Source organism: Sphingobium sp. WTD-1 (genome assembly GCF_030128825.1).
Classification (GTDB): Bacteria; Pseudomonadota; Alphaproteobacteria; order Sphingomonadales; family Sphingomonadaceae; genus Sphingobium.
Genome location: NZ_CP119127.1, coordinates 3,381,569 through 3,401,698 on the forward strand (window position 1 = coordinate 3,381,569; position 20,130 = coordinate 3,401,698).

Here is a 20,130-nt window from a genome sequence, read left to right on the forward strand (position 1 = left end):
CGCCAGGCCGTCACTTTCGCCCGAACAGCTTCTCGATATCGCCATGGCCGAGCTTCACCCAGGTGGGCCGGCCATGGTTGCATTGGCCTGAGCGCGGAGTAACTTCCATTTCACGCAGCAGCGCGTTCATTTCCGCCACGCTGAGGATGCGGCCGGCGCGGACCGAACCGTGGCAAGCCATGGTCGCGGCGACCAGATCGAGCCGTTCCTTGAGCGACAGCGCGCTGTCATAGGCGGCAAGATCATCGGCCAGGTCGGAGACCAGCCCCTGCACATCGCCCTGCCCCAGCATCGCCGGGGTGGCGCGCACCAGCATGGCGGAGGGGCCGAAGCGCTCCAGTTCCAGGCCGAATTCCTTGAGTTCGGCGACCCGCGCCTCCAGCCGGTCGCAGGCCGGCTCGTCCAGTTCGACCACCTCGGGCAGCAACAGCGCCTGCGATGCCACGCCCTGCCCCTCCATCGCCCGGCGCATCCGTTCCAGCGTCAGCCGCTCATGCGCGGCATGCTGGTCGACGATGACCAGCCCATCCTCCGCCTCGGCGACGATATAGGTGCGCGCGACCTGACCACGCGCGACGCCCAGCGGGAAGCTGTGCCCTTCCGGTGCCGGCGCGGCGGCGGGTTCGGCGCGCGCCTGGGGCGGCGGGGTCAGGAAATTCGGCCGCCAATCCCCGACACCCTGATAGCCGGCGGGCGAGGATGGTGCGAACTGGCTGTAGCTGGGCGGCGCATAGGGCGTGGCCGCTGCCTCGAAGATCGGCATGGCGCCGATCGGCGTGGGCGACAGCGGTTCGGGCCGCCAGGCGTTGAGCGCGGCGGGATCGGCATGCTGGACGGCGCGAAAGCCCTCCGCATCGAGCGCGCGGCGCAGGCCCGAGACGATCATGCCGCGAATCAGCGCCGGGTCGCGGAAACGCACCTCGGTCTTGGCGGGGTGGACATTGACGTCCACTTCCAGCGGCGGGACGTCGAGGAACAAGGCAACCACCGGATGGCGATCGCGCGCCAGCATGTCGGCATAGGCACCGCGCAGCGCGCCGATCAGCAGTCGGTCGCGGACCGGGCGGCCATTGACGAACAGATATTGATGATCGCCAACGCCGCGATTGTAGGTCGGCAGCGAGGCAACGCCGGAAAGTTGCACCCCGTCCCGCTCCAGGCTGACGATCACATGATTGTCGGCAAGCTGCCGGTCGGTGAGCGCGGCGACCCGCTCCTCCCGCGCCTCGCCCGCCTGCACGCCCAGCACGCGGCGGCCATCATGCTCGACCGAGAAGGCGACCGACGGATGGGCCATGGCCAGGCGACGCATCACGTCGAGGCAGGCGGCATATTCCGACTTGGCCGAGCGCAGGAATTTGCGCCGCGCGGGCACCCGAGCAAACAACTGGTCGACGGTGACGCGGGTACCAGGCGGCAGTGCGGCCGGCCCTTCGGCCACCAGCACGCCATTGTCGACGGTGCGGTTCCAGCCATCGGCGCCGCGTGGTCGGCTGTCGATCGACAGGCGCGCGACCGACGCGATCGAGGGCAGCGCCTCGCCCCGGAAACCGAGCGTCGCGACATTCTCGATCGCATCGTCGGGCATCTTGGAGGTGGCGTGGCGCTCCAGCGCCAGGGCCATGTCCTGCGAATCCATGCCGCAGCCGTCATCGCTGACCTCGATCCGGTCGAGCCCGCCGCTCGACAGGCGCACGGCGATGCGCGTCGCGCCGGCATCCAGCGCGTTTTCGACGATTTCCTTGAGCGCGCTGGCGGGTCTTTCGACCACTTCGCCTGCGGCAATGCGATTGACCAGATGTTCGGGCAGACGGCGTATTGACATTGATTAGTGACTAGCCCAAGCGAGCGCTTTCCGCGAGCCGCGACCCCAAAAATATTCCAGCATAGATTTGGGCGGAACGGAGCGCGGACACGAACACTGCCGTCCCGGCGCAACCGGGCGAAACAGGATGAAGCATGTCGATCTTCTCGCGCCTCTTCAAATTTTCCTCCCAGGACATGGCCATCGACCTGGGTACTGCCAACACCGTGGTCTATGTCCGTGGCCGCGGCATCGTCCTCAATGAACCTTCCGTGGTCGCGGTCGAGACGCTGAACGGCGTCAAGCGCGTCAAGGCGGTCGGCGACGATGCCAAGCTGATGATGGGCAAGACCCCGGATTCGATCGAGGCGATCCGCCCGCTGCGCGACGGCGTCATCGCCGACATCGACGTGGCCGAGCAGATGATCAAGCACTTCATCAACAAGGTGCACGGCGGCAAGCACAGCCCCTGGCGCGCGCCCGAGATCGTGATCTGCGTGCCGTCGGGTTCGACCAGCGTCGAACGCCGCGCCATCCGCGACGCCGCCAGCAATGCCGGCGCCAGCCAGGTGTTTCTGATCGAGGAACCGATGGCCGCCGCGATCGGTGCCGACATGCCGGTGACCGAACCGATCGGTTCAATGGTCGTCGACATTGGCGGTGGCACCACCGAAGTCGCCGTGCTGTCGCTGCGCGGCTTGGCCTACACCACCTCGGTCCGCGTCGGCGGCGACAAGATGGACGAGGCGATCGTCAGCTTCGTGCGTCGCCACCATAATCTGCTGATCGGTGAAGCCACCGCCGAGCGCATCAAGAAGCAGTTCGGCGTTGCCCAGCCGCCCGAGGACGGCGTCGGCGAGACGATCCACATCAAGGGTCGCGACCTCGTCAACGGCGTGCCCAAGGAAATCAGCATCAACCAGGGCCAGATCGCCGACGCACTGGCCGAGCCGATCAGCACGATCGTCGAAGGCGTGCGCATCGCGCTCGAAAACACCGCGCCCGAACTGGCGGCCGACATTGTCGATCAGGGCATCGTCCTGACCGGCGGCGGCGCGCTGCTGAAGGGGCTGGACGATGAATTGCGCGACGAGACCGGCCTGCCGGTCACCATCGCGGAAGATCCGCTGACCTGCGTCGCGATCGGCACCGGCCGCGCGATGGAGGATCCGATCTTCCGGGGCGTGTTGCAGACTGCCTGATCCGGGGGACATAGACGATGGCGCGGCCACCCAGCCGACGCCCCGGTCATAACCGGAAGGCGCAATATAGCCTCTTCGCCAGCTATGTGGTGGCAATGGCCGGGGCAGCGATCGCGCTGCTGCTGATCGTTGTTGCCATTTTCGATCCGACCGGCTTTGCCGCGATCCGGACAGGGACGGCGGAAATCACCCGCCCCCTGTCCACCGGCATGAAGCGGACGGTGAGCGGCGTCAGCTCGATCGACGAGGTTCTGGCCGCCTATTGGCGCGCCGGTTCCCAGAATGTCGGCCTGCGCCGTCAGGTCGAGGCCGATCGCAACCGGATCATCGAGGCAAAGGGCATCGCGCAGGAAAATGCGCGGCTCAAGAAGCTGCTGAAGCTGGTCGATGTCGACAGCAGCGCACTGCTGTCGGCGCGCCTGATCAGTTCGTCCGCCAGCAGCGCGCGTCGCTTCGCCCGGCTCAACGCCGGCAGCTGGCAGGGCGTACGTCCGGGCATGCCGGTCCGCGCGGCCGAGGGGCTGATCGGCCGCGTCCATACCACCACGCCCAACACCGCCGAAGTGCTGCTGCTGACCGACACGAGCAATATCGTGCCGGTGCGCCGCGCCAACGACAATGTCCCGGCCATTTCCACCGGCGGCGGCGACGGATCGCTGGAGATCCGCGCGCTGGCGGCCGGTCGCAATCCGTTCAAGCCGGGTGACCTGCTGGTGACATCGGGCATTGGCGGCATCTTCCAGCCCAATATCCCGGTCGCCGTGGTCGTCCGCGTCCAGGGCGAGATCGCCTATGGCGTGCCGCTCGCCAACCCGACCAAGGTCGATGCCGTGGTGGTGGAGCGCGCCTTCGAGCAGATCGTGACCCGCCCCGATCCGGGCGTGGCCGCGACCAGCGACCCCAATGGCCTAGCCGCCGGGAACGCCGCGACGCCATGATCGATCGCAATCTGCCGCCGGTTCCCCGCCTGGGCCGCCATCCGTCGCGCTGGCGCCTGGCGGGAACGCCGGTGGTGACCGTGATGCTGGGGTCGATGCTGACGATCCTGCCCGTCATCGCCCAGTCGCCGGCGATGCCGCCCTTCGGCCTGCTAGTCCTGCTGGCCTGGCGGTTGCTGCGCCCGGAATTGTGGCGCGCCTGGGTCGGCCTGCCGCTTGGCCTGTTCGACGACATGATGAGCGGCCAGCCGATCGGTTCGGCCATGTTCCTGTGGACCGTGATGCTGATCGGCATCGACGCGATCGAGCATCGGCTCGTCTGGCGCAGCTATCGGCAGGACTGGTTAATTGCGACCATGGCGATTATCTTCTGCCTGGCCGGCGGCGTCTTCTTCGCGCGAATTACCGGCGGAGGTCCTGTGAAACTGTTGCTGGTCGCGCCCCAAATGCTCTGGACGATATTGCTCTTTCCCTTCGTCGTCCGGCAATGCGCCCGGATCGACCGCTGGCGTGTGATGGCATGAAATTCCCGACGCCCAAGCGCAAGATCGTCACCGAAGCCACCCAGAGTTTCACCTTCAGCCGCCGGGCCATGGTGGTCGGCGGGCTGCAGGGCGCGATCGGCGCGCTGCTGGTCGGCCGCATGGGCTGGATCAGCATTGCCGAGAACGAGAAATATCAGCTCCTGTCGGAAAGCAATCGCGTCAATCTGACGCTGATCCCGCCCCGTCGCGGCTGGATCGTCGATCGCAACGGCCGGCCGCTGGCCAATAACCGCACCGATTTCCGCGTCGACCTGATCCCGCAGCGGATCGTCGATGCCGAGGCGACGGTGGGCCATCTGGCGCAACTCCTCTCGCTCCAGCCCGACGATGTCGATCGGATCAGGGAAGAACTGGACAAGTCGGCCGGCTTCCGCCCGGTCCAGGTCGCCGACAAGCTGACCTATGACCAGTTCGCCGCCGTCTCCGTCCGCCTGACCGACCTGCCCGGCGTCGCGCCGAGCCAGGGCTTTTCGCGCCATTATCCCGCCGGGGCCACGGTCGGCCATCTGCTCGGCTATGTCGGAGCTGCCACGGCGGAGGACTATAAGAAGCGCAAGGATCCGCTGCTCATCACGCCGGGCTTCAAGGTCGGCAAGGACGGGCTGGAGCGCGCCTATGACGAGCATCTGACCGGCAAGCCCGGCGCCAAGCGGGTGGAAGTCACCGCGCGCGGCAAGATCGTGCGCGAACTGACCACCCGGCCCGACACGCCCGGCAATCCGATCAAGCTGACGATCGACGCGGGCCTGCAGGAATATGCCGGCCGACGCCTCGCCACCCAGAGCGGCGCGGTGGTCGTGATCGACTGCCATAATGGCGACGTGCTGGCCTGCGCATCGATGCCCAGCTTCGATCCCAACAGCTTTTCCGACGGCATCAGCCATCTGGAATGGGAAATGCTGTCGAAGGACGACCATGTCCCGCTGCGCAACAAGGTGCTGCAAGGCCTGTATCCGCCCGGATCGACGGTCAAGCCGATGGTGGCGCTGGCGCTGCTGGAGGCGGGCGTATCGCCGGCCGAGACGGTCAATTGCGGCGGCGCGATCCGCGTCGGCAACACATTGTTCCACTGCCACAAGAAGCGCGGCCATGGCCCGCTCAACATGCGCGGCGCGATCGCCCAGAGCTGCGACATCTATTTCTACCAGATGGCCCAGCGGATCGGCATGGACCGCATCGCCAGCATGGCCCGCCGCGTCGGCATGGGCCAGCGTTTCGACCTGCCCTTCCCCAGCCAGAGCTATGGCACGGTCCCGGACCCGGCGTGGAAGCTCAAGAAATACAACCAGAAATGGCAGGTGTACGACACCGTCAACGCGACCATCGGCCAGGGTTATATGCTGATCAATCCGCTGCAGATGGCGGTGATGGCGGCGCGGCTGGCGACCGGACGACAGTTGATGCCCAATTTCCTGCATGGCGCCGCGCGCCCCGAACCGGCGCTGGTGGGCGTGCCGGAAGAACATCTGGTGACGATCCGCGACGCGATGAGCGCGGTGGTCAATGGCGGCGGCACCGGCGGCGCGGCACGGATGAGCATCCCCAATGTGCTGATCGCCGGCAAGACCGGCACCGCGCAGGTCCGTCGCATCACCATGGCGGAGCGCGCGGGCGGCGTGCGCGGCAATGCCGGCCTGCCCTTCAAGCTGCGCGACCATGCCCTGTTCCAGGGCTTCGCGCCGTTCGACAATCCCCGTTATGCCATCGCCTGCATCATCGAACATGGCGGCCACACCATCCGCAACGAAGATGCGCCGATGATCGCCAGCGACACCATGTCCTATCTGTTCGATCCGCAGAAGGCGATGGAAAAGCTGGTCACGCTGGAAAAGGGCTGGGGCGGCACCCCGGCCGAACGCCAGGCCCGGCAGATGGCCGCCTTCCGCCTGGCCAAGGCGATTGAGAAGGGACAGGCGCCGCCGCCGGCCGCCGCCGCCAATGGCAGCGAGGCCGCCAATGCGACCGCGCCGACCGCCAGCCCGCCAGCCGCCAGCACGCCACCACCGGCCCCGTCATCGGCTGAGCCCGATGATGGCGACGACCTGCCCGCGCCCCCAGGCCCTGGAAACCCGTAATGAGCATCATACCCCAGTCCGTCACCGAATTTCCCTGGCGCGTGCTGGGCCTGCTTGCCGCGATCGCCCTGTTCGGGACGCTGGTGCTCTACAGCGCCGCGGGCGGCAGCATCACCCCCTGGGCCATCAACCAGGGGGTGCGCTTCGTCATCTTCGCCGTCATGGCGCTGGTGCTCAGCCGCATACCGCTGGAACTGTTCGCCCGCTTTGCCTTCCCCGCCTATGGCGCGGTGCTGGTTTCGCTGGTGCTGGTGGAACTGATCGGCGGCGTTGCCGGCGGTAGTCAGCGCTGGATCAACCTGGGCTTCATGCAGTTGCAGCCGTCGGAATTCATGAAGCCAATCATCGTGCTGGCGGTCGCCCGCTTCTATGCGATGCTGCCAGTGGGGGAAATCCGCCGCTGGAACGCCATCTGGCCCGCGCTGGTGCTGATCGGCGTTCCCTGGGCGCTGGTGCTGGTACAGCCGGATTTGGGCACTGCGACGATGATCCTGGCGGGCGGCATCACCGTCATGTTCCTGGCCGGCCTGCCGCTGCGCCTGTTCATCGGCTCCGGCCTCACTGTCGCCGCGATCATCCCGATCGCCTTCAGCTTCCTGCATGACTATCAGAAGAAGCGCGTCCTGATCTTCATGGACCCGGAAAGCGATCCGCTGGGCGCGGGCTATCATATCAGCCAGTCGAAGATCGCTATCGGCTCCGGCGGCATCTGGGGCAAGGGCTTCCTCCAGGGCACGCAGAGCCATCTCCAATATCTGCCCGAAGGTCATACCGACTTCGTCTTCGCCACCATGGCGGAGGAATGGGGCATGGCCGGCGGCGTGTTCCTGATCGGCGCCTTCATGCTGCTGTTCCGCTGGGGCATCCGCGTGTCGCTGCGCACGCCCGACAAGTTCGCGCGTCTGGTCGCAGCCGGCCTCACCACCACCATCTTCTTCTACATGGCGATCAACCTGATGATGGTCATGGGCCTTGCGCCGGTGGTCGGCATCCCCCTGCCCTTCATGTCCTATGGCGGTTCGTCGATGCTGACCGTCATGCTGTGCGTGGGCATCATCATGTCGATCGACCGCTCGACCAAGCGCACCACGCGCATCGGCAACTGGGCCTGAGCGAACCTCTCGCGAAAAAATTGTGCGATAACGCAATTTACTGTTTGCAGAATCAAATGTGCCTGCTAACAGCCCGCCCACACCGAAGCGATCAGCCACCAAGACTGATCGGCAACGGAATGGACGCATAGCTCAGTTGGTAGAGCAGCTGACTCTTAATCAGCGGGTCCTTGGTTCGAGCCCAAGTGCGTCCACCATTTTATCCTTGAATATCAAGGATTTATAGCCCCGCCCTCACCGGCGGGGCTTTTCATTTATGGCCTCCAACCTACTTTCTGACCTACTTTTGCGTTCAGGCCCCTTCGCAAACCTTATCAATGTTCCCGGCAACCGTGGACATATCCGTGCAAACCGAAAAACGAAAAGCGATCCCGACTGCGCCGACGCGGAAGTCGCTTTACCCGGCCAGCAGCAGGACTCTGAGAATGCCTAGGGTTAAGTTGTTTTTACACGAAGGCTCACTGCAACAGTGACATCTAAAGGCGGCCAGCCCCGTTGACACATCATATTTGATGTATAGATTGCTTTCGATGGCAACCGCTTCCCTTATCACAAATGAACGGCAGGAGCGGGAGGTCAGTGCGCTAATCGACCAGATTAGTCAGGCCCTGTCATCCGACCAAGTGCTAAAGCAAATCGTCGATGGCCTACCGCCAGAAGTCTTGAACGGCGTTCGGCGATCTCTGGTCACTGAACAGCAGGAACTAATCGAGAGCCTAGAAGCCTATCGCACTGCGCAAGGCGGCGATGTGACTGGACTCAAAGCGCGTGCCGGCAATGACCTAGGAGCATTGCTTGTGGCCGCGAGAGTAGCCAAGGGCTGGAAGCAGAAGGAATTGGCTCGCCGCCTTTTTCTCCCTGAGCAACAGGTTCAACGATATGAGGCGGAGCGTTACCGCAGCATCAGTCTATCCGGCCTCCAGCGCGTAGCGCGCACGCTTGGTATCAGACTCACAGCCCACATCGACCAGCCCCTGCAAGAGCCGTGGCTTCCATCTTACGAGATGTCGTCGAGCGAGCTTCAAAAGGTGTTGAAGCACGCACGCGAAAACGGTTGGCTCGACAAAGCCGACCAATCTGACGACAATGGAATTAGCCAGCTTCGCCGCACCGTCGCGGAGCATGTCGGCGAATATGGAACCCCTTCGTTGCTGCGGACTGGGTTGAACGTCCATGATCTATCCAAGGACTGGTTCCTGCTGGCGTGGAAGGCACAAGTCACGCGGAGCGCCCTCCGGCTAATTCAGCGAAAGAAGCCGAAATACCGTCCGCTCAATATGTCGTGGCTTAGTGCGTTGGTTAAGCTGAGCGCGCTCGACGATGGCCCTCTGCGGGCGAAGGAGATGCTTGCCGAACAAGGCATCTTACTGGTCATCGAGCCGCAGATCGCCGGAATGCGTGTCGATGGTGCTGCATTTCTGATTGATGAGCATCCAGTGATCGGCCTAACCCTCCGGCTCGATACCGTGGACAATTTTTGGTTCACGCTGATGCACGAGATGGGGCATGTTATTTTGCACTATCGAACCGGATTGGCGTCCGGGTTCTTCGATGACTTTGAACATCTCGAAATCGATGAGATGGAAGAGGAAGCGAACCGCTTTGCCCAAAACATGCTTATTCCCGATGCGGTTTGGAGTAAATCGCCAGCACGCATTGCCAAGACTGCGGAGCCAGTCGAACGCTTGGCGAAACAGTTGGAGATAGCGCCTGCGATTATATTCGGTCGCTTGCGTATGGAGAGGCAAAACTACAAGATATTCTCTGACAAAATTGGGCGGGGCCGTGTTCGAAAGCAGCTCCTCAGCAAAACAGTCGAGGTGAATAATGAACGCGTCATATAGGCCGGTCTATTGCAGCGCTCTTCGGATGAAGGCTGGAGAGTTGGAAGGGGTCCGCCAGCTTGCGCCGGACGTTGCAGATAGCGTTCTGCCGCGCTTTATTGTCCCTCCTAAAAAGGAGCGGAACGACGCAGAGCCACTTCTGATCGAGATGGTCGAGATGCCAGACATCAGCGTGGCACTCGCAGCGCATTGGCGAGACCGCCCCGCGCTCATCGACGCCACCTACATCCTGGACGAATATGGCCGGGATCGTCTGGCGGCATGGTTGCCGAATATGTTTCAGCGCGCATGGGCGGCTGGCGTGATTGCGGTCCCTATCGCTCAGCTCTCAGACTTAGGCAGCGCAGAAATTCAGGCTTTCCGAGCATCCATCCCCGGACAGTCACCGCTCAAATTCGCTGTCTGTGTTTCATCAGACGAGTTGGTTGGGGCGGAGTTGCGCACAACCCTCTTGAATATCCTGTTATCGTTGGGGCTAAATCCAGCTGATTGTGCAGTGGTAGCTGACTTTGCCAGTGCCGAACTCTCGGACCCGATGATAGCCGCCCCGATCATCAGCGGTGCGCTTGAAACCTTGCAGGAGATCGGCGCGTGGCGGCACATCATCTTTCAGGGCACGCATTATCCCGAAGTGAATCCGGCTAAGGACGGCACTGTCGAAATTTGGCCGCGCAACGAATGGCTGGCGTGGCGCGAAGCGGTGCGGTTTGATCCTACGACGGCCGATTATATGATTTTCGGTGACTATGCCGCCGATTGCGCAAAGATGGCCTTCGGAGGTGGGGGTGCCCCGGCCATTCGCCATATCCGTTACACGACGCCCGGCGCGTGGCGTGTCCAGCGCGCGGTTAAGGCGGGCAAGGACGGGCAACGGATGCACGGAGTTTATAAGGCGATCGTCGATAGCGGCGATTTTGCCGGCGAGGGCTTTTCGAGCGCCGATACCTTCATCGCAAACGGAGCAAAGAATCCGACAGCAGGCCCCGGCAACTCGACCACATGGCGGCAGCTAAACACGACGCATCACATCACGCAGGTTGTCAGCGACATTGCGAAGGTGCGGGGAATCTCCATCAAAAAGGCTCCAGCATCGGAGGAAACCCAACTCGGCCTGTTGGTCTAAAAATGCAACCCGGCATGATTTAACACTGCCGCCAGCGCCGCGTTGCAATTAGCGATAGTGCCTCCTTACGCGGTCATCAGGGCCACATGTGTTTTTAGCTATGCAGTGATTTCTGGCCAAGACACATTTGGAGCCAGCGCGACGATGCCGTCGACAAATGCCGAAGTCTGACCCGTCGCGGACTGGAGGATATGCGAGCGAGCGAAACCGGCCCGAAGTTCCACAAGGTCAGGCTCAGCAGGCCTCGCGGAAAATCGTGGCGCGGCTACGCACCGCGAGTTCACAAGGTAATCAGCAAACGCTCATTGGGCGTGGCAGCTTCGGCGCGATCTCGCTCACCGGAACTGCCCTCATCCGAAGATCCCGCAAGTTGCAGTAACTTTCCGGGAAGCCTCGGGGCCATCGCTCATGAAGAATACATCGGCGTCGATGACGGCGAACCACTGATCTCCGGTCATCCCTCCAAGCCCATTGCGGGCATTTACAAAGCCGCAAACGGCCTCGCTTCCATCCATATGAACCACCTTGACACCGGTGAACGCAGCGCTGTCCGGTTCACGCAGCCTCACCTTCACCAATGTCTCTGCGACGCGGATTGCCGGTTTATCGGCATCAAGCCGCGCCTGCTTGGCAACAACTTCCTTCCCCTCCGGTGTTGCATCATAGAGGAGTTTCAAACCCATAGTCCCGATGCCAAGCACAAGTGCAAAAACCGCGATCCCTTTCAGTGCATTCTTGGTCCGGTTGCTCATCAATATCTCCTTCTGAGCAGGCGGAGATACATGGAGGCGGTTAAAAATGGGTATGATCGTCCGTGGACTGAAAGTCCTCTTCCATGTGCTTTCGCGCAGTGGCCCAGAACGAACTCAAGGAACTTGGCAGGCGCATCAGGCAGCGCCGTAAAAGCCTTGGCTGGAGTCAAGAACAGTTCGCGCTGGAAGCGGAGATCGACCGATCCTACGTCGGCGGTGTCGAGCGTGGTCAACGCAACCTGACGTTCACGGTGCTTTGTCGGCTGTGTGCCGCGTTGGGGTGTGATGTGGCGGCGCTTACTGGAAATTTGCCCACAGAGAGCTAACAAGCGCCAATTGCCGAGGGATTGTAGTTAGCCAGCACTTCTTAGGTAAAAAAGGTGATGGATAGCTGGCGTGGTCGGAATAGAATCCTGTGGCAGCTGTATTGGTGGATCGTCTTGGGCTCGAACCAAGGACCGGACGATTAAGAGTCGTCTGCTCTACCAACTGAGCTAACGATCCACACATCGTGAACTTTCAAAAAGTTCAGCAATTTATGCCCCCGGTGGTGGATCGTCTTGGGCTCGAACCAAGGACCAGACGATTAAGAGTCGTCTGCTCTACCAACTGAGCTAACGATCCATCCTACCGGGGAGACGCGCTGATAGCGGCGTGACTTACGATTCGCAACCAACGATTTCATGTTTTTTTGCCCCCTGTCGCGATCGCTTCCGCGCGATCTTTCTGAATGGCTGCGTGAGCGGCAAGCCTGATCGGATCAAGGTGCTCTGCCCAGATGCGGAGCGCCGCCTTCTTCTCGGCGAAATAGTCGTGGCAATCGTAATTGCCACGCACGCCACCGATAATGTGGTTGATCACCCGCTCGACCGTATCGGACAGAATAAGGGGGCGATCGTGCCCGTCCCGCAGCCCTCGCATCCCCGTCGCCAGTGTCCGGCGCAAGTCATGGACGGTGAACCTCTCCATCTTCTTGCGCTCCTTGATCGCGTACTTTTGGCACGCGTCGTTCAGTGCATTCATGGGCTTGGTGAAGGTAGTAAGCTCCTTCGACGTATCCTTGCCCTTTTCCACCACCTCACCTTGTCGCCAAGAATAAGGAGCAGGCCACACATATTTGTAGTCACCGGTGAGACACTTGCGCTTCCGCAGAATCGCTGTGACCGTGTCCGGCATCCACAAGAGCAGGTCTAACCCGTTCTTGATGCGGTCACCGCTGATCATGATTGTGTTGTCCTCGAAGCGCACCTCCTTCCACGTCAACCCAGCCGCTTCGCTCCGGCGGAGGCCCGTGTAGAGGATCACGGTCAGCATCTCGGCGAAGGTGTCGCGAGCCAAATAGGTTCCTTTGAAGAACATGCCGATCTCGTAATTCGTCAAATAGCGGCGGCGCTTGTTCTCGTCAGCGAGGCATACCAGATCGATTGCCGGGTTCGCTTTCAGGCCGGTCACTCCTCGGCCGCGAGTCACACCCCACTTCCACCACCGGGCGATCAGCGCCTTGAGCCGGTTCGATGCCGGCCCCTTCCCTTCCGAGAACTTCTTCTGCACGATCGCTGCCAGATCGTCATAGGTGATGGTGTCAATCTGACGCTCACCAAGCGTCGGCTTGATCTCTCGGTTGTAGGTGGTCCGCTTCTCCTTGGCGGTCTTTCGGGTCTCCCCTTCTTGCGCCATATACTGGTCAAACATCCAGTCGCAGGTGAAGGCGGCGCGAGGATCGATTGCTGGCTCGGACGGCTCCTCGTTGGGTATGATGAAGCTCATCTCCCTCCCCTCGATCTTCGCGGTGTTGATCTCAGTCGCGCGCTCGCGGGCAGTGGCAAGGTCCATGCCACCAGTGACCAACCATTGGCCAAGCGTGATCGTCTTCGTTTCGCCATTTAGCTTACCGTGCCACGACCATATTTTGCGGCCTGTAGGGTGGACGGTGAGGAGGAGATTGGCCACAACGGAGTCGGTGAAACGCTGTTTCTTATCGGCCGGTTTGACCCCCTTTATGAAGACAGCGGTGAGTTGCTTTTTCACGCTGGTAGCGCTCCTTGATGACGCAGATTTCCACCTCGCTTCTAAGCCACCGTAGATCGCGCCACAAGGACACTGCCTCACTCCTGCCTCACTTTTCCACGTTACGGAGCGTTATACTGGGTTACAGCATGAGACAGAAAAATGGAGAAAAGTCCCATTTGCCCTCAGATTTTATGTAACATTTTGATCCATGCGGTTTCAGGCTGTAACGACATCTTGTCGCTCTTAATCAGCGGGTCCTTGGTTCGAGCCCAAGTGCGTCCACCACCCCCTCCCATCACCAGAGGCGATAGCCAACCGCAGATCCCACATTGGGCGCTTTTAGCGGCTGTTAGCGCCAGCGCCTCCAGGTCGGCGCGCCTACCGCCCCGACACGAAAAAAGCCGCTGAAAACCGGATGATCCGGCCTCCAGCGGCTGTTCCGAATGACTCTTCTTCGGTTATCAGAATTTGAAGCGGACACCCGCCGTGAAGGCGCGGCCGATAAAGTCGTAGACCGCGATATTGGTGGGCAGGTTCACGCCCGGCACGGTGCCCGGAATGATCGGCGGCTGCTTGTCGAACAGGTTGTTGACGTTGGCGAACAGCTCGAAATTGCCATTCCCCTGGGGCACGGTGAAGCGCATGGCCAGGTCGGTATACCAGACCGCCTTCACCTTATCGTCGACAAACTGGATCGGCACCGGCCCACCGGGAATATCCAGCCGCATCTTGTGAATATATTGCTCCGACAGGGTGATGCCGAACGGCCCGTTGCTATAGTCCACCGACAGGTTGCCGCGCCAGCGCGGGAAGCCGGTCGGATTGCTGCCGACCACGCTGACGCCCGCATAATGGGCGATCGGCGCGCCCGCATATTGCTGGGCATCGAACTTGTCGAGATAGTTCATGTAGAGGCGCAGGCTGAGCGCCCCGTCGCCCATCGCCGTGCGATAGCTGGCGTCGAAATCGATGCCGGCGGTCTTCAGGAAGGCGATGTTGGCCGGCACGATATGCACCAGTGAGGGCAGGCTGGTCGGCGTCGCCCGATCGATCAACCCGCATTCGGCCACGCCCGATCCGCCCGCATTATAGCAGTTGGTGATGATCTGCTGTGACGAAAGCGTGTCGATCAGGCCGGTAACCTTGATCTTGTAATAGTCGACCGACAGCGAGAAGCCGGGGAAGAAGGACGGCGTCAGCACGCCACCGATCGTCAGCGTCTTGGCCTTTTCCGGCTTCAGATTGGCGTTGCCGCTGGTGACGGTGTTGACGTTCTGGTTGAGGCCGCTGCCATAGCTGCCATCGGCGGTCTGCAGATCATTGACGATGCCGATGCCGCTCTGCGCGCCCGAATAGAGTTCGAACAGGTTGGGCGCACGAATGTCGCGCGACAGGGTGGCACGCAGCAGCAGGTCGTCGACCGGCTTCCAGGTTGCGCCGACCTTCCAGGTTTCGACCGTGCCCGACGTCGAATAGTCGGTGATGCGGCCCGCGCCGTTGATGCTGAGTTCCCGGAAGAAGGGCTTGTCCTTCAGGATTGGCACCGCCAGTTCGGCATAGGCTTCCTTGACGTTCAGGCTGCCACGCGCCGTACCGACATTGGTAAGCCAGTAGAAGTTCGTGGTGGCCGGCACGCCGCGCAGGCCGGCGAAATAGGCGCTGCGCTCGGCCGCCGTGTCGAGCAGCGACGGATCGGCATTGCTGGTAAGGTTCAGTTTCTGCTTGCGATATTCCGCGCCGACCGCGAAGTCGACCGGCCCCGCCGGCAGATCGAACAGGCTGCCATTCAGGTTCACGGCAAAGCTGTCCTGGCGGATGCTGGCCCGGTAACGCGACGTTCCGGTGGCATAGGCATAGCCTTCGGGCGTCGACTTGGACGGATCGCCATGCAGCACGTCGATCGGCTTGCAGCCCGCATATTGGCTGGCATAGGTCGGATCGAGCAGCACGCGGCAGGTGATCTGGCCGGTGCTGGGGTCCACCACCGCATCGGCGGCGGCATAGAGCTTCTTGCTGTCATAGAGGCCGGAATTGGCCAGGGTATGCTTGGAGTCGCCATGCGAGTAAGTGGCGCTCCAGTCCAGTCCGCCCAGCTTTCCGGTGAAGCCCGCATTGACCATCCAGTAATCGGTGCGTTCCTTGGCGATGGCGGTCGGCTGGCCGGCATCATATTGGCCGACCGTGTAGCTATCCGTCGCGGACGTCAGCGCCGAATTCAGCGCAGACGACAGATAGGGATTGCCCTTGTAGATGGTGACGCCCTGCGACGAGGGGACCAGCGCATTCACCTGGGTCGAATATTCCAGGTCCGAGCGTGACCAGCTGCCCTGGACGAAGGCGTTGATGTCGTCGGTCAGGTCATAGCTCAGGCGCCCAAAGGCCTGATAGGTTGTCAGCGGGATGACCGCCGCGCCGGTGGTCGGGATCTGGTAACCGTCGCCCCCCGACTGGAAGCCGGTGGTGCCGACCGCCGTGCCGGTGTTGAACGGGCGCGTCGTGCCGTCATTGTTGATGACCTGCCCGACATAGGGATTGCCCGCCACGCTGGAGGCGGTGATGCGGCCATTGGGCGCCAGCGCCGAAATCAGGATGTTCGACCCGATCGTATAGGGGTTGCGCGCGCCGCCGGGCGCACAGACCGACGCCGGCTCGCTCGCCAGCTTGGTACAGCCCACGACGCTGCCGACATAGCTATAGCCCTTGGTCGCATAGTCGCGATCGCTGCGCAGCATGCCTTCATTGTTGGAATATTCGCCGCTCAGCAGGATATGCCCGCGCCCGCCGGCAAAATCCTGGCCCACTGCCAGGCCCAGACGCTGGTTGGCGTTGTCGCCCTCGTCGGAAATGCCCGCCTGGGCGACGCCCTTGATGCCGGTGAATTTCTTGTCGAGCACGAAGTTGACGACACCCGCGACCGCGTCAGAGCCCCATTGGGCCGAGGCGCCGCCGGTCACCACGTCGACCCGCTGCATCAGCAACTGCGGCAGCACATTGGTGTCGATCGTGCCGATATATTCGGTCGGCGACACGCGCATGCCGTCGAACAGGATCAGCGTGCGCAGCGGCCCCTTGGGATTGGCGCTGGGCGTGCCCAGGCCGCGCAGATTGAGCACATTGCCGTGGATCGGCGCATTCGAGAAATTCGATGCCGACTTGGACGGGCTGAGCGAATTGGAGAATTGCGGCAGCTTGTTGAGCGCGTCCGGAATGCTCGACGGCGTCGTGCGCGACAATTCTTCGGTGGTCGCGACCGTCACCGGCGTCGGCGCGGTATAGCCATCGCGGACGATGCGCGAGCCGGTCACGACGATGTCGGATGTGCTAACCGGAGCGCTCGAACTCTGTTCGGCAGCCTGCTCAGGCGCCGGTGCGGGCGGCGCCGCATCCTGCGCCAGCGCGCTGCCCGTCATGGCGACGATGCTAGCGCCGATCGCCAGCGACGACGCAAAAATCTTGTGCTTGGACATTGGTCATTCCTCTCCCTGGACGCAATGTGTCGGCTCGTTGGCCCACACCTATCATTATTATCCCGGTGTGCATTTTTATTTCTATCGCTCCAGCAGTGGATGTCAACTAATTTTGCACCAGTGGTAAATGTTTGATCGAAAAGAAGTTGCGCCCTTGCCGCAACGGAAATCGGGCCTTCTTATAAGGGGCATGGGATAAAGCCGCGAAAAGCGGCGCATCATATATTGACCTATGGTGCAAAAATGTGCGTTATGCCGGCAACAGATCGTGCCGATCCGTGGACCAGGCACGGCGATCAGCATGGAGAAGGTCGGTGTCGAGCCTGTGCAACAGAGAATCGGTGATAATCAGGGCGTTCCGTCGATGAGCGAACCTGCCTTGTCCCTGTCCGCTTCGCCGTCATCCTCCGCGCCGATCGACAGCCCCGCGCCACTGCCCCCTGCCCCGGCCTCCGCCGACTATCCCAGTCCCTTCATGGGCTGGCTGACGGTCGCGATCCTGTTCCTGCTCTATATCCTGTCGCTGACCGACCGGAACATCATGGCGCTGATGGTCGGCCCGATCAAACAGGATCTGGGTCTCTCCGACCTCCAGATCAGTCTGCTCCAGGGACCGGCCTTCGCCGTCCTCTTCTGCCTGTGCGCCATCCCGCTCGGCATGGCGCTCGATCGCTTCAGCCGCCGCATCGTCCTCTACCTGTCGGTCACGGTCTGGAGCATCGCCGCGGCCTCCTGCGGCCTCGCCGGCAGCTTCATCGGCCTTGCCATGGCGCGGGCCGGGGTGGGCGCGGGCGAGTCGGGCTTTGGCACCGGCAGCTATTCGGTCGTCGGCGACAGCTTCCCGCCGCACCGCGTCTCGCTCGCCATGTCGGTCTTCATCATGGGCGGCGTCATGGGTGCGGGCATCGTCTTCCTGCTGGGCGGCCCGATCGTCGGCGCGGCGATGAAGGCCGGCCCCGCCACATGGCCGCTGTTCGGCACGCTCCAGCCCTGGCAACAGGTGTTCATCATGACCGGCGCGCCCGGCATCCTGCTCGCCTTCCTCGTCTTCCTGTTCCGCGAACCGCCCCGGCGCAAGGCCGCCAGCAGCAGCGGAGCCGGCTATGGCGAAGCCTGGGCCTATATCCGCCGGCACAAGCCGCTCTACACCGCCGCTTTCGTCGGCTTCGGGCTCGCCTATGCCGCCACCATCGGCTTCCAGCTCTGGACCCCGGTCTATCTCGCCCGCATCCATGGCTGGCAGCCGGCGCAGATCGGCCCGGTGATCGGCATCGCCCAGATCGCCGCCGCCGCGCTGATCCCGGTCCATGGCTGGACCGTCGACCGCCTCTATCGCCGGGGTCGCAAGGACGCGCATCTCTTCTGGTGCCTGATGACCGTGCTGGCCGCCGCCCCCTTCGGCATCGCCGCCTTCCTGGTCGCCAGCCCCTGGGCGACGGTCGTCTGCTACTGGTGCTTCATGGCGCTGATCCTCTCGACCGCCAGCATGGGACCGGCCACCGTGCAGGTCGTCACCCCCGCCTATCTGCGTGGTCGCGTCTCGGCGCTCTATGTGCTGGCATCCGGCCTCATCGCCATGGCGGGCGGCCCGGCCTTCATTGGCCTCGTCACCGACAAATTGTGGGGCGACGAGATGAAGGTGGGCCTCTCGCTCATCACCAGCGTCTTCTGCGTGCTGCTGCCCGCCGCCCTTCTCTTCGCCCTCGGCCGCGCCTCGATGCGCCGCGCCCATGAAGGCGATCCGGTCTGACCGGCTGTTTCCGAAAGGACATAAAGATGATCGAAACCCGCCGCCCCGCCTTCATCGACGGCAAGCCCAAGCAGTTGCTGATCGACGGCCAGCATGTCGATGCCCTGTCGGGCAAGCGTTTCCAGAGCTTCAGCGCCTCCACCGGCGAACTGGTCGCCGAACTCGCGCTGGCCGGCGCCGAGGATGTCGACCGCGCCGTGCGCGCCGCCCGTGCCGCCTTTGAAGGGCCATGGAGCCGCTTCAAGCCCGCCGAGCGCCAGGCGGTGCTGCTGCGTCTCGCCGATCTGGTTGATGCCGAGTTCCAGGATCTCGCCCTGCTCGACGTGATCGAGATGGGCCGGCCGATCACCGCCGCCATGGGGCTGCGCGGCATGTTGCAGCGATCGCTGCGCCATTTCGCCGGCGCCGCCACCGCCATCCATGGCGAGACTTTGTCCAACAGCTTCCCGGTCGATCTCCTATCCTACACGTTGAAGGAACCGGTCGGCGTCGTCGGCGCGATCATCCCCTGGAACGGCCCGCTGTTCAGCGCCGCGTGGAAGATCGCCCCGGTGCTCGCCACCGGCTGCACCATCGTGCTGAAGCCGGCGGAGGATGCCTCGCTCAGCCCACTGCGCTTCGCCGAACTCTGCCTGGAGGCCGGGGTGCCCCCTGGCGTCGTCAATGTCGTCACCGGCGCGGGCGAGACCGGTGCTGCCCTTTCCGCCCATCCCGACGTCGACAAGATCGCCTTCACCGGCTCGTGCGAGACCGGCCAGCGGATCATCGCCGCATCGGCCGGGTCGGTGAAGAAGGTGACGATGGAACTGGGCGGCAAGTCGCCCAACATCATCTTTGCCGATGCAGATCTCGACGCCGCCACCCCGGCCGCCGCCATGGGCGTGTTCAACAATTCGGGCCAGGTCTGCGCCGCCGGCACCCGGCTGTTCGTCGAACGGCCAGTCTATGAGGAAATGGTGCAGCGCATCGCCGCCTTCGCCGCCAATCTCAAGATCGGTCCCAGCCTCGATCCCGAGACCGTGATCGGCCCGCTGGTGTCGGCCAAGCAGTTCGCCCGCGTCTCCTCCTATCTTGACCTCGGCCCGCAGGAGGGCGCCCGGCTCGTCACCGGCGGCCATCGTGTCACCGGCGGCGCGCTCGACAAGGGCCATTGGGTCGCCCCGACCATCTTCGCCGATGTGACCGACGAGATGCGGATCGCGCGTGAGGAAATTTTCGGTCCGGTCTCCTGCATCCTGCCCTTCGACAGCCTGGACGAGGTGATCGGCCGCGCCAACGCGACCCGCTTCGGCCTCGCCGGTGGCGTGTGGACCCGCGACATCAGCAAGGCCATGACCGCGGTCAAGCGCATCCGCGCCGGCTCCATCTGGGTGAACCATTATTTCGCCATGGACCCGTCGGTCCCGTTCGGCGGCTACAAGATGAGCGGCTATGGCCGGGAGGGCGGCGCCGAACATATCGACGCCTATCTCCAGACCAAGGGCGTGTGGATCCGCACCTGAGGACGG

At 62.9% G+C, this 20,130-nt stretch carries 14 protein-coding genes and 3 tRNA genes; 11 read left to right on the forward strand and 6 right to left on the reverse strand.

Annotated elements, in window-relative coordinates; genetic code table 11:
- Positions 1 to 10 precede the first annotated feature (10 nt).
- On the reverse strand, positions 11 to 1,825 hold the full coding sequence (gene mutL, locus N6H05_RS16765) for a DNA mismatch repair endonuclease MutL (protein WP_284110687.1): 1,815 nt from the start codon (positions 1,823 to 1,825) through the stop codon (positions 11 to 13).
- A gap of 134 nt (positions 1,826 to 1,959) precedes the next feature.
- Between mutL and N6H05_RS16770 the strand changes: the two genes are divergently transcribed.
- The 8 genes from N6H05_RS16770 (at position 1,960) to N6H05_RS16805 (ending at position 10,643) form a co-directional block, all read left to right on the forward strand.
- Complete coding sequence (locus N6H05_RS16770; protein ID WP_004212359.1) at positions 1,960 to 3,006, forward strand: rod shape-determining protein; 1,047 nt, start codon at positions 1,960 to 1,962, stop codon at positions 3,004 to 3,006.
- Between the two features lie 17 nt (positions 3,007 to 3,023).
- Positions 3,024 to 3,944: a rod shape-determining protein MreC gene (gene mreC, locus N6H05_RS16775; RefSeq protein WP_004212358.1), complete on the forward strand. Its 921-nt coding sequence runs from the start codon at positions 3,024 to 3,026 to the stop codon at positions 3,942 to 3,944.
- Positions 3,941 to 4,468: a rod shape-determining protein MreD gene (mreD, locus tag N6H05_RS16780; RefSeq protein WP_017499256.1), complete on the forward strand. Its 528-nt coding sequence runs from the start codon at positions 3,941 to 3,943 to the stop codon at positions 4,466 to 4,468. Before mreC ends, mreD begins: the two co-directional genes overlap by 4 nt.
- Positions 4,465 to 6,564: a penicillin-binding protein 2 gene (gene mrdA / locus N6H05_RS16785; RefSeq protein WP_284110690.1), complete on the forward strand. Its 2,100-nt coding sequence runs from the start codon at positions 4,465 to 4,467 to the stop codon at positions 6,562 to 6,564. The genes mreD and mrdA overlap by 4 nt, the downstream gene beginning before the upstream one ends.
- Positions 6,564 to 7,676, forward strand: coding sequence for a rod shape-determining protein RodA (gene rodA, locus N6H05_RS16790; protein WP_017499258.1), 1,113 nt, complete (start codon positions 6,564 to 6,566; stop codon positions 7,674 to 7,676). The genes mrdA and rodA overlap by 1 nt, the downstream gene beginning before the upstream one ends.
- 121 nt (positions 7,677 to 7,797) lie before the next feature.
- A tRNA-Lys gene (locus N6H05_RS16795) sits at positions 7,798 to 7,873 on the forward strand.
- Positions 7,874 to 8,206: 333 nt separating this feature from the next.
- The gene (locus N6H05_RS16800; RefSeq protein WP_284110691.1) at positions 8,207 to 9,520 is read left to right on the forward strand and encodes an XRE family transcriptional regulator; all 1,314 of its coding nucleotides are present in this window, start codon (positions 8,207 to 8,209) and stop codon (positions 9,518 to 9,520) included.
- A 25-nt stretch (positions 9,521 to 9,545) separates the two neighbouring features.
- A complete protein-coding gene (locus N6H05_RS16805) occupies positions 9,546 to 10,643 on the forward strand; it encodes a beta family protein (protein ID WP_284110692.1) in 1,098 nt (365 codons plus the stop codon).
- Between the two features lie 350 nt (positions 10,644 to 10,993).
- On the opposite strand, the gene N6H05_RS16810 is transcribed toward N6H05_RS16805, so the two are convergent.
- The gene (locus N6H05_RS16810; RefSeq protein ID WP_284110694.1) at positions 10,994 to 11,395 is read right to left on the reverse strand and encodes a hypothetical protein; all 402 of its coding nucleotides are present in this window, start codon (positions 11,393 to 11,395) and stop codon (positions 10,994 to 10,996) included.
- 98 nt (positions 11,396 to 11,493) lie between these two features.
- Between N6H05_RS16810 and N6H05_RS16815 the strand changes: the two genes are divergently transcribed.
- Entirely contained in the window at positions 11,494 to 11,721 is a 228-nt protein-coding gene (locus N6H05_RS16815; protein WP_284110695.1) for a helix-turn-helix domain-containing protein, read from the forward strand.
- Between the two features lie 102 nt (positions 11,722 to 11,823).
- On the opposite strand, the gene N6H05_RS16820 is transcribed toward N6H05_RS16815, so the two are convergent.
- The 4 genes from N6H05_RS16820 to N6H05_RS16835 all read right to left on the reverse strand — a co-directional run bounded on the left by N6H05_RS16820 (position 11,824) and on the right by N6H05_RS16835 (position 16,872).
- Positions 11,824 to 11,899: transfer RNA gene (locus tag N6H05_RS16820), tRNA-Lys, on the reverse strand.
- Between the two features lie 44 nt (positions 11,900 to 11,943).
- A tRNA-Lys gene (locus N6H05_RS16825) sits at positions 11,944 to 12,019 on the reverse strand.
- A gap of 57 nt (positions 12,020 to 12,076) precedes the next feature.
- Positions 12,077 to 13,423: a tyrosine-type recombinase/integrase gene (locus N6H05_RS16830; RefSeq protein WP_284110697.1), complete on the reverse strand. Its 1,347-nt coding sequence runs from the start codon at positions 13,421 to 13,423 to the stop codon at positions 12,077 to 12,079.
- Positions 13,424 to 13,866: 443 nt separating this feature from the next.
- Positions 13,867 to 16,872 carry a TonB-dependent receptor domain-containing protein gene (locus N6H05_RS16835; protein WP_284110699.1) on the reverse strand — a complete coding sequence of 1,002 codons (3,006 nt, stop codon included), beginning with the start codon at positions 16,870 to 16,872 and terminating at the stop codon, positions 13,867 to 13,869.
- A 364-nt stretch (positions 16,873 to 17,236) separates the two neighbouring features.
- On the opposite strand from N6H05_RS16835, the gene N6H05_RS16840 reads away from it, so the two are divergent.
- Together N6H05_RS16840 and N6H05_RS16845 are read left to right on the forward strand one after the other, a co-directional pair.
- Complete coding sequence (locus N6H05_RS16840) at positions 17,237 to 18,622, forward strand: MFS transporter (RefSeq protein ID WP_284110700.1); 1,386 nt, start codon at positions 17,237 to 17,239, stop codon at positions 18,620 to 18,622.
- A 26-nt stretch (positions 18,623 to 18,648) separates the two neighbouring features.
- Positions 18,649 to 20,124 (forward strand): aldehyde dehydrogenase family protein, encoded by a 1,476-nt coding sequence (locus tag N6H05_RS16845; RefSeq protein WP_284110701.1) that lies wholly within the window; start codon positions 18,649 to 18,651, stop codon positions 20,122 to 20,124.
- The last annotated feature ends 6 nt before the right edge of the window (positions 20,125 to 20,130 follow it).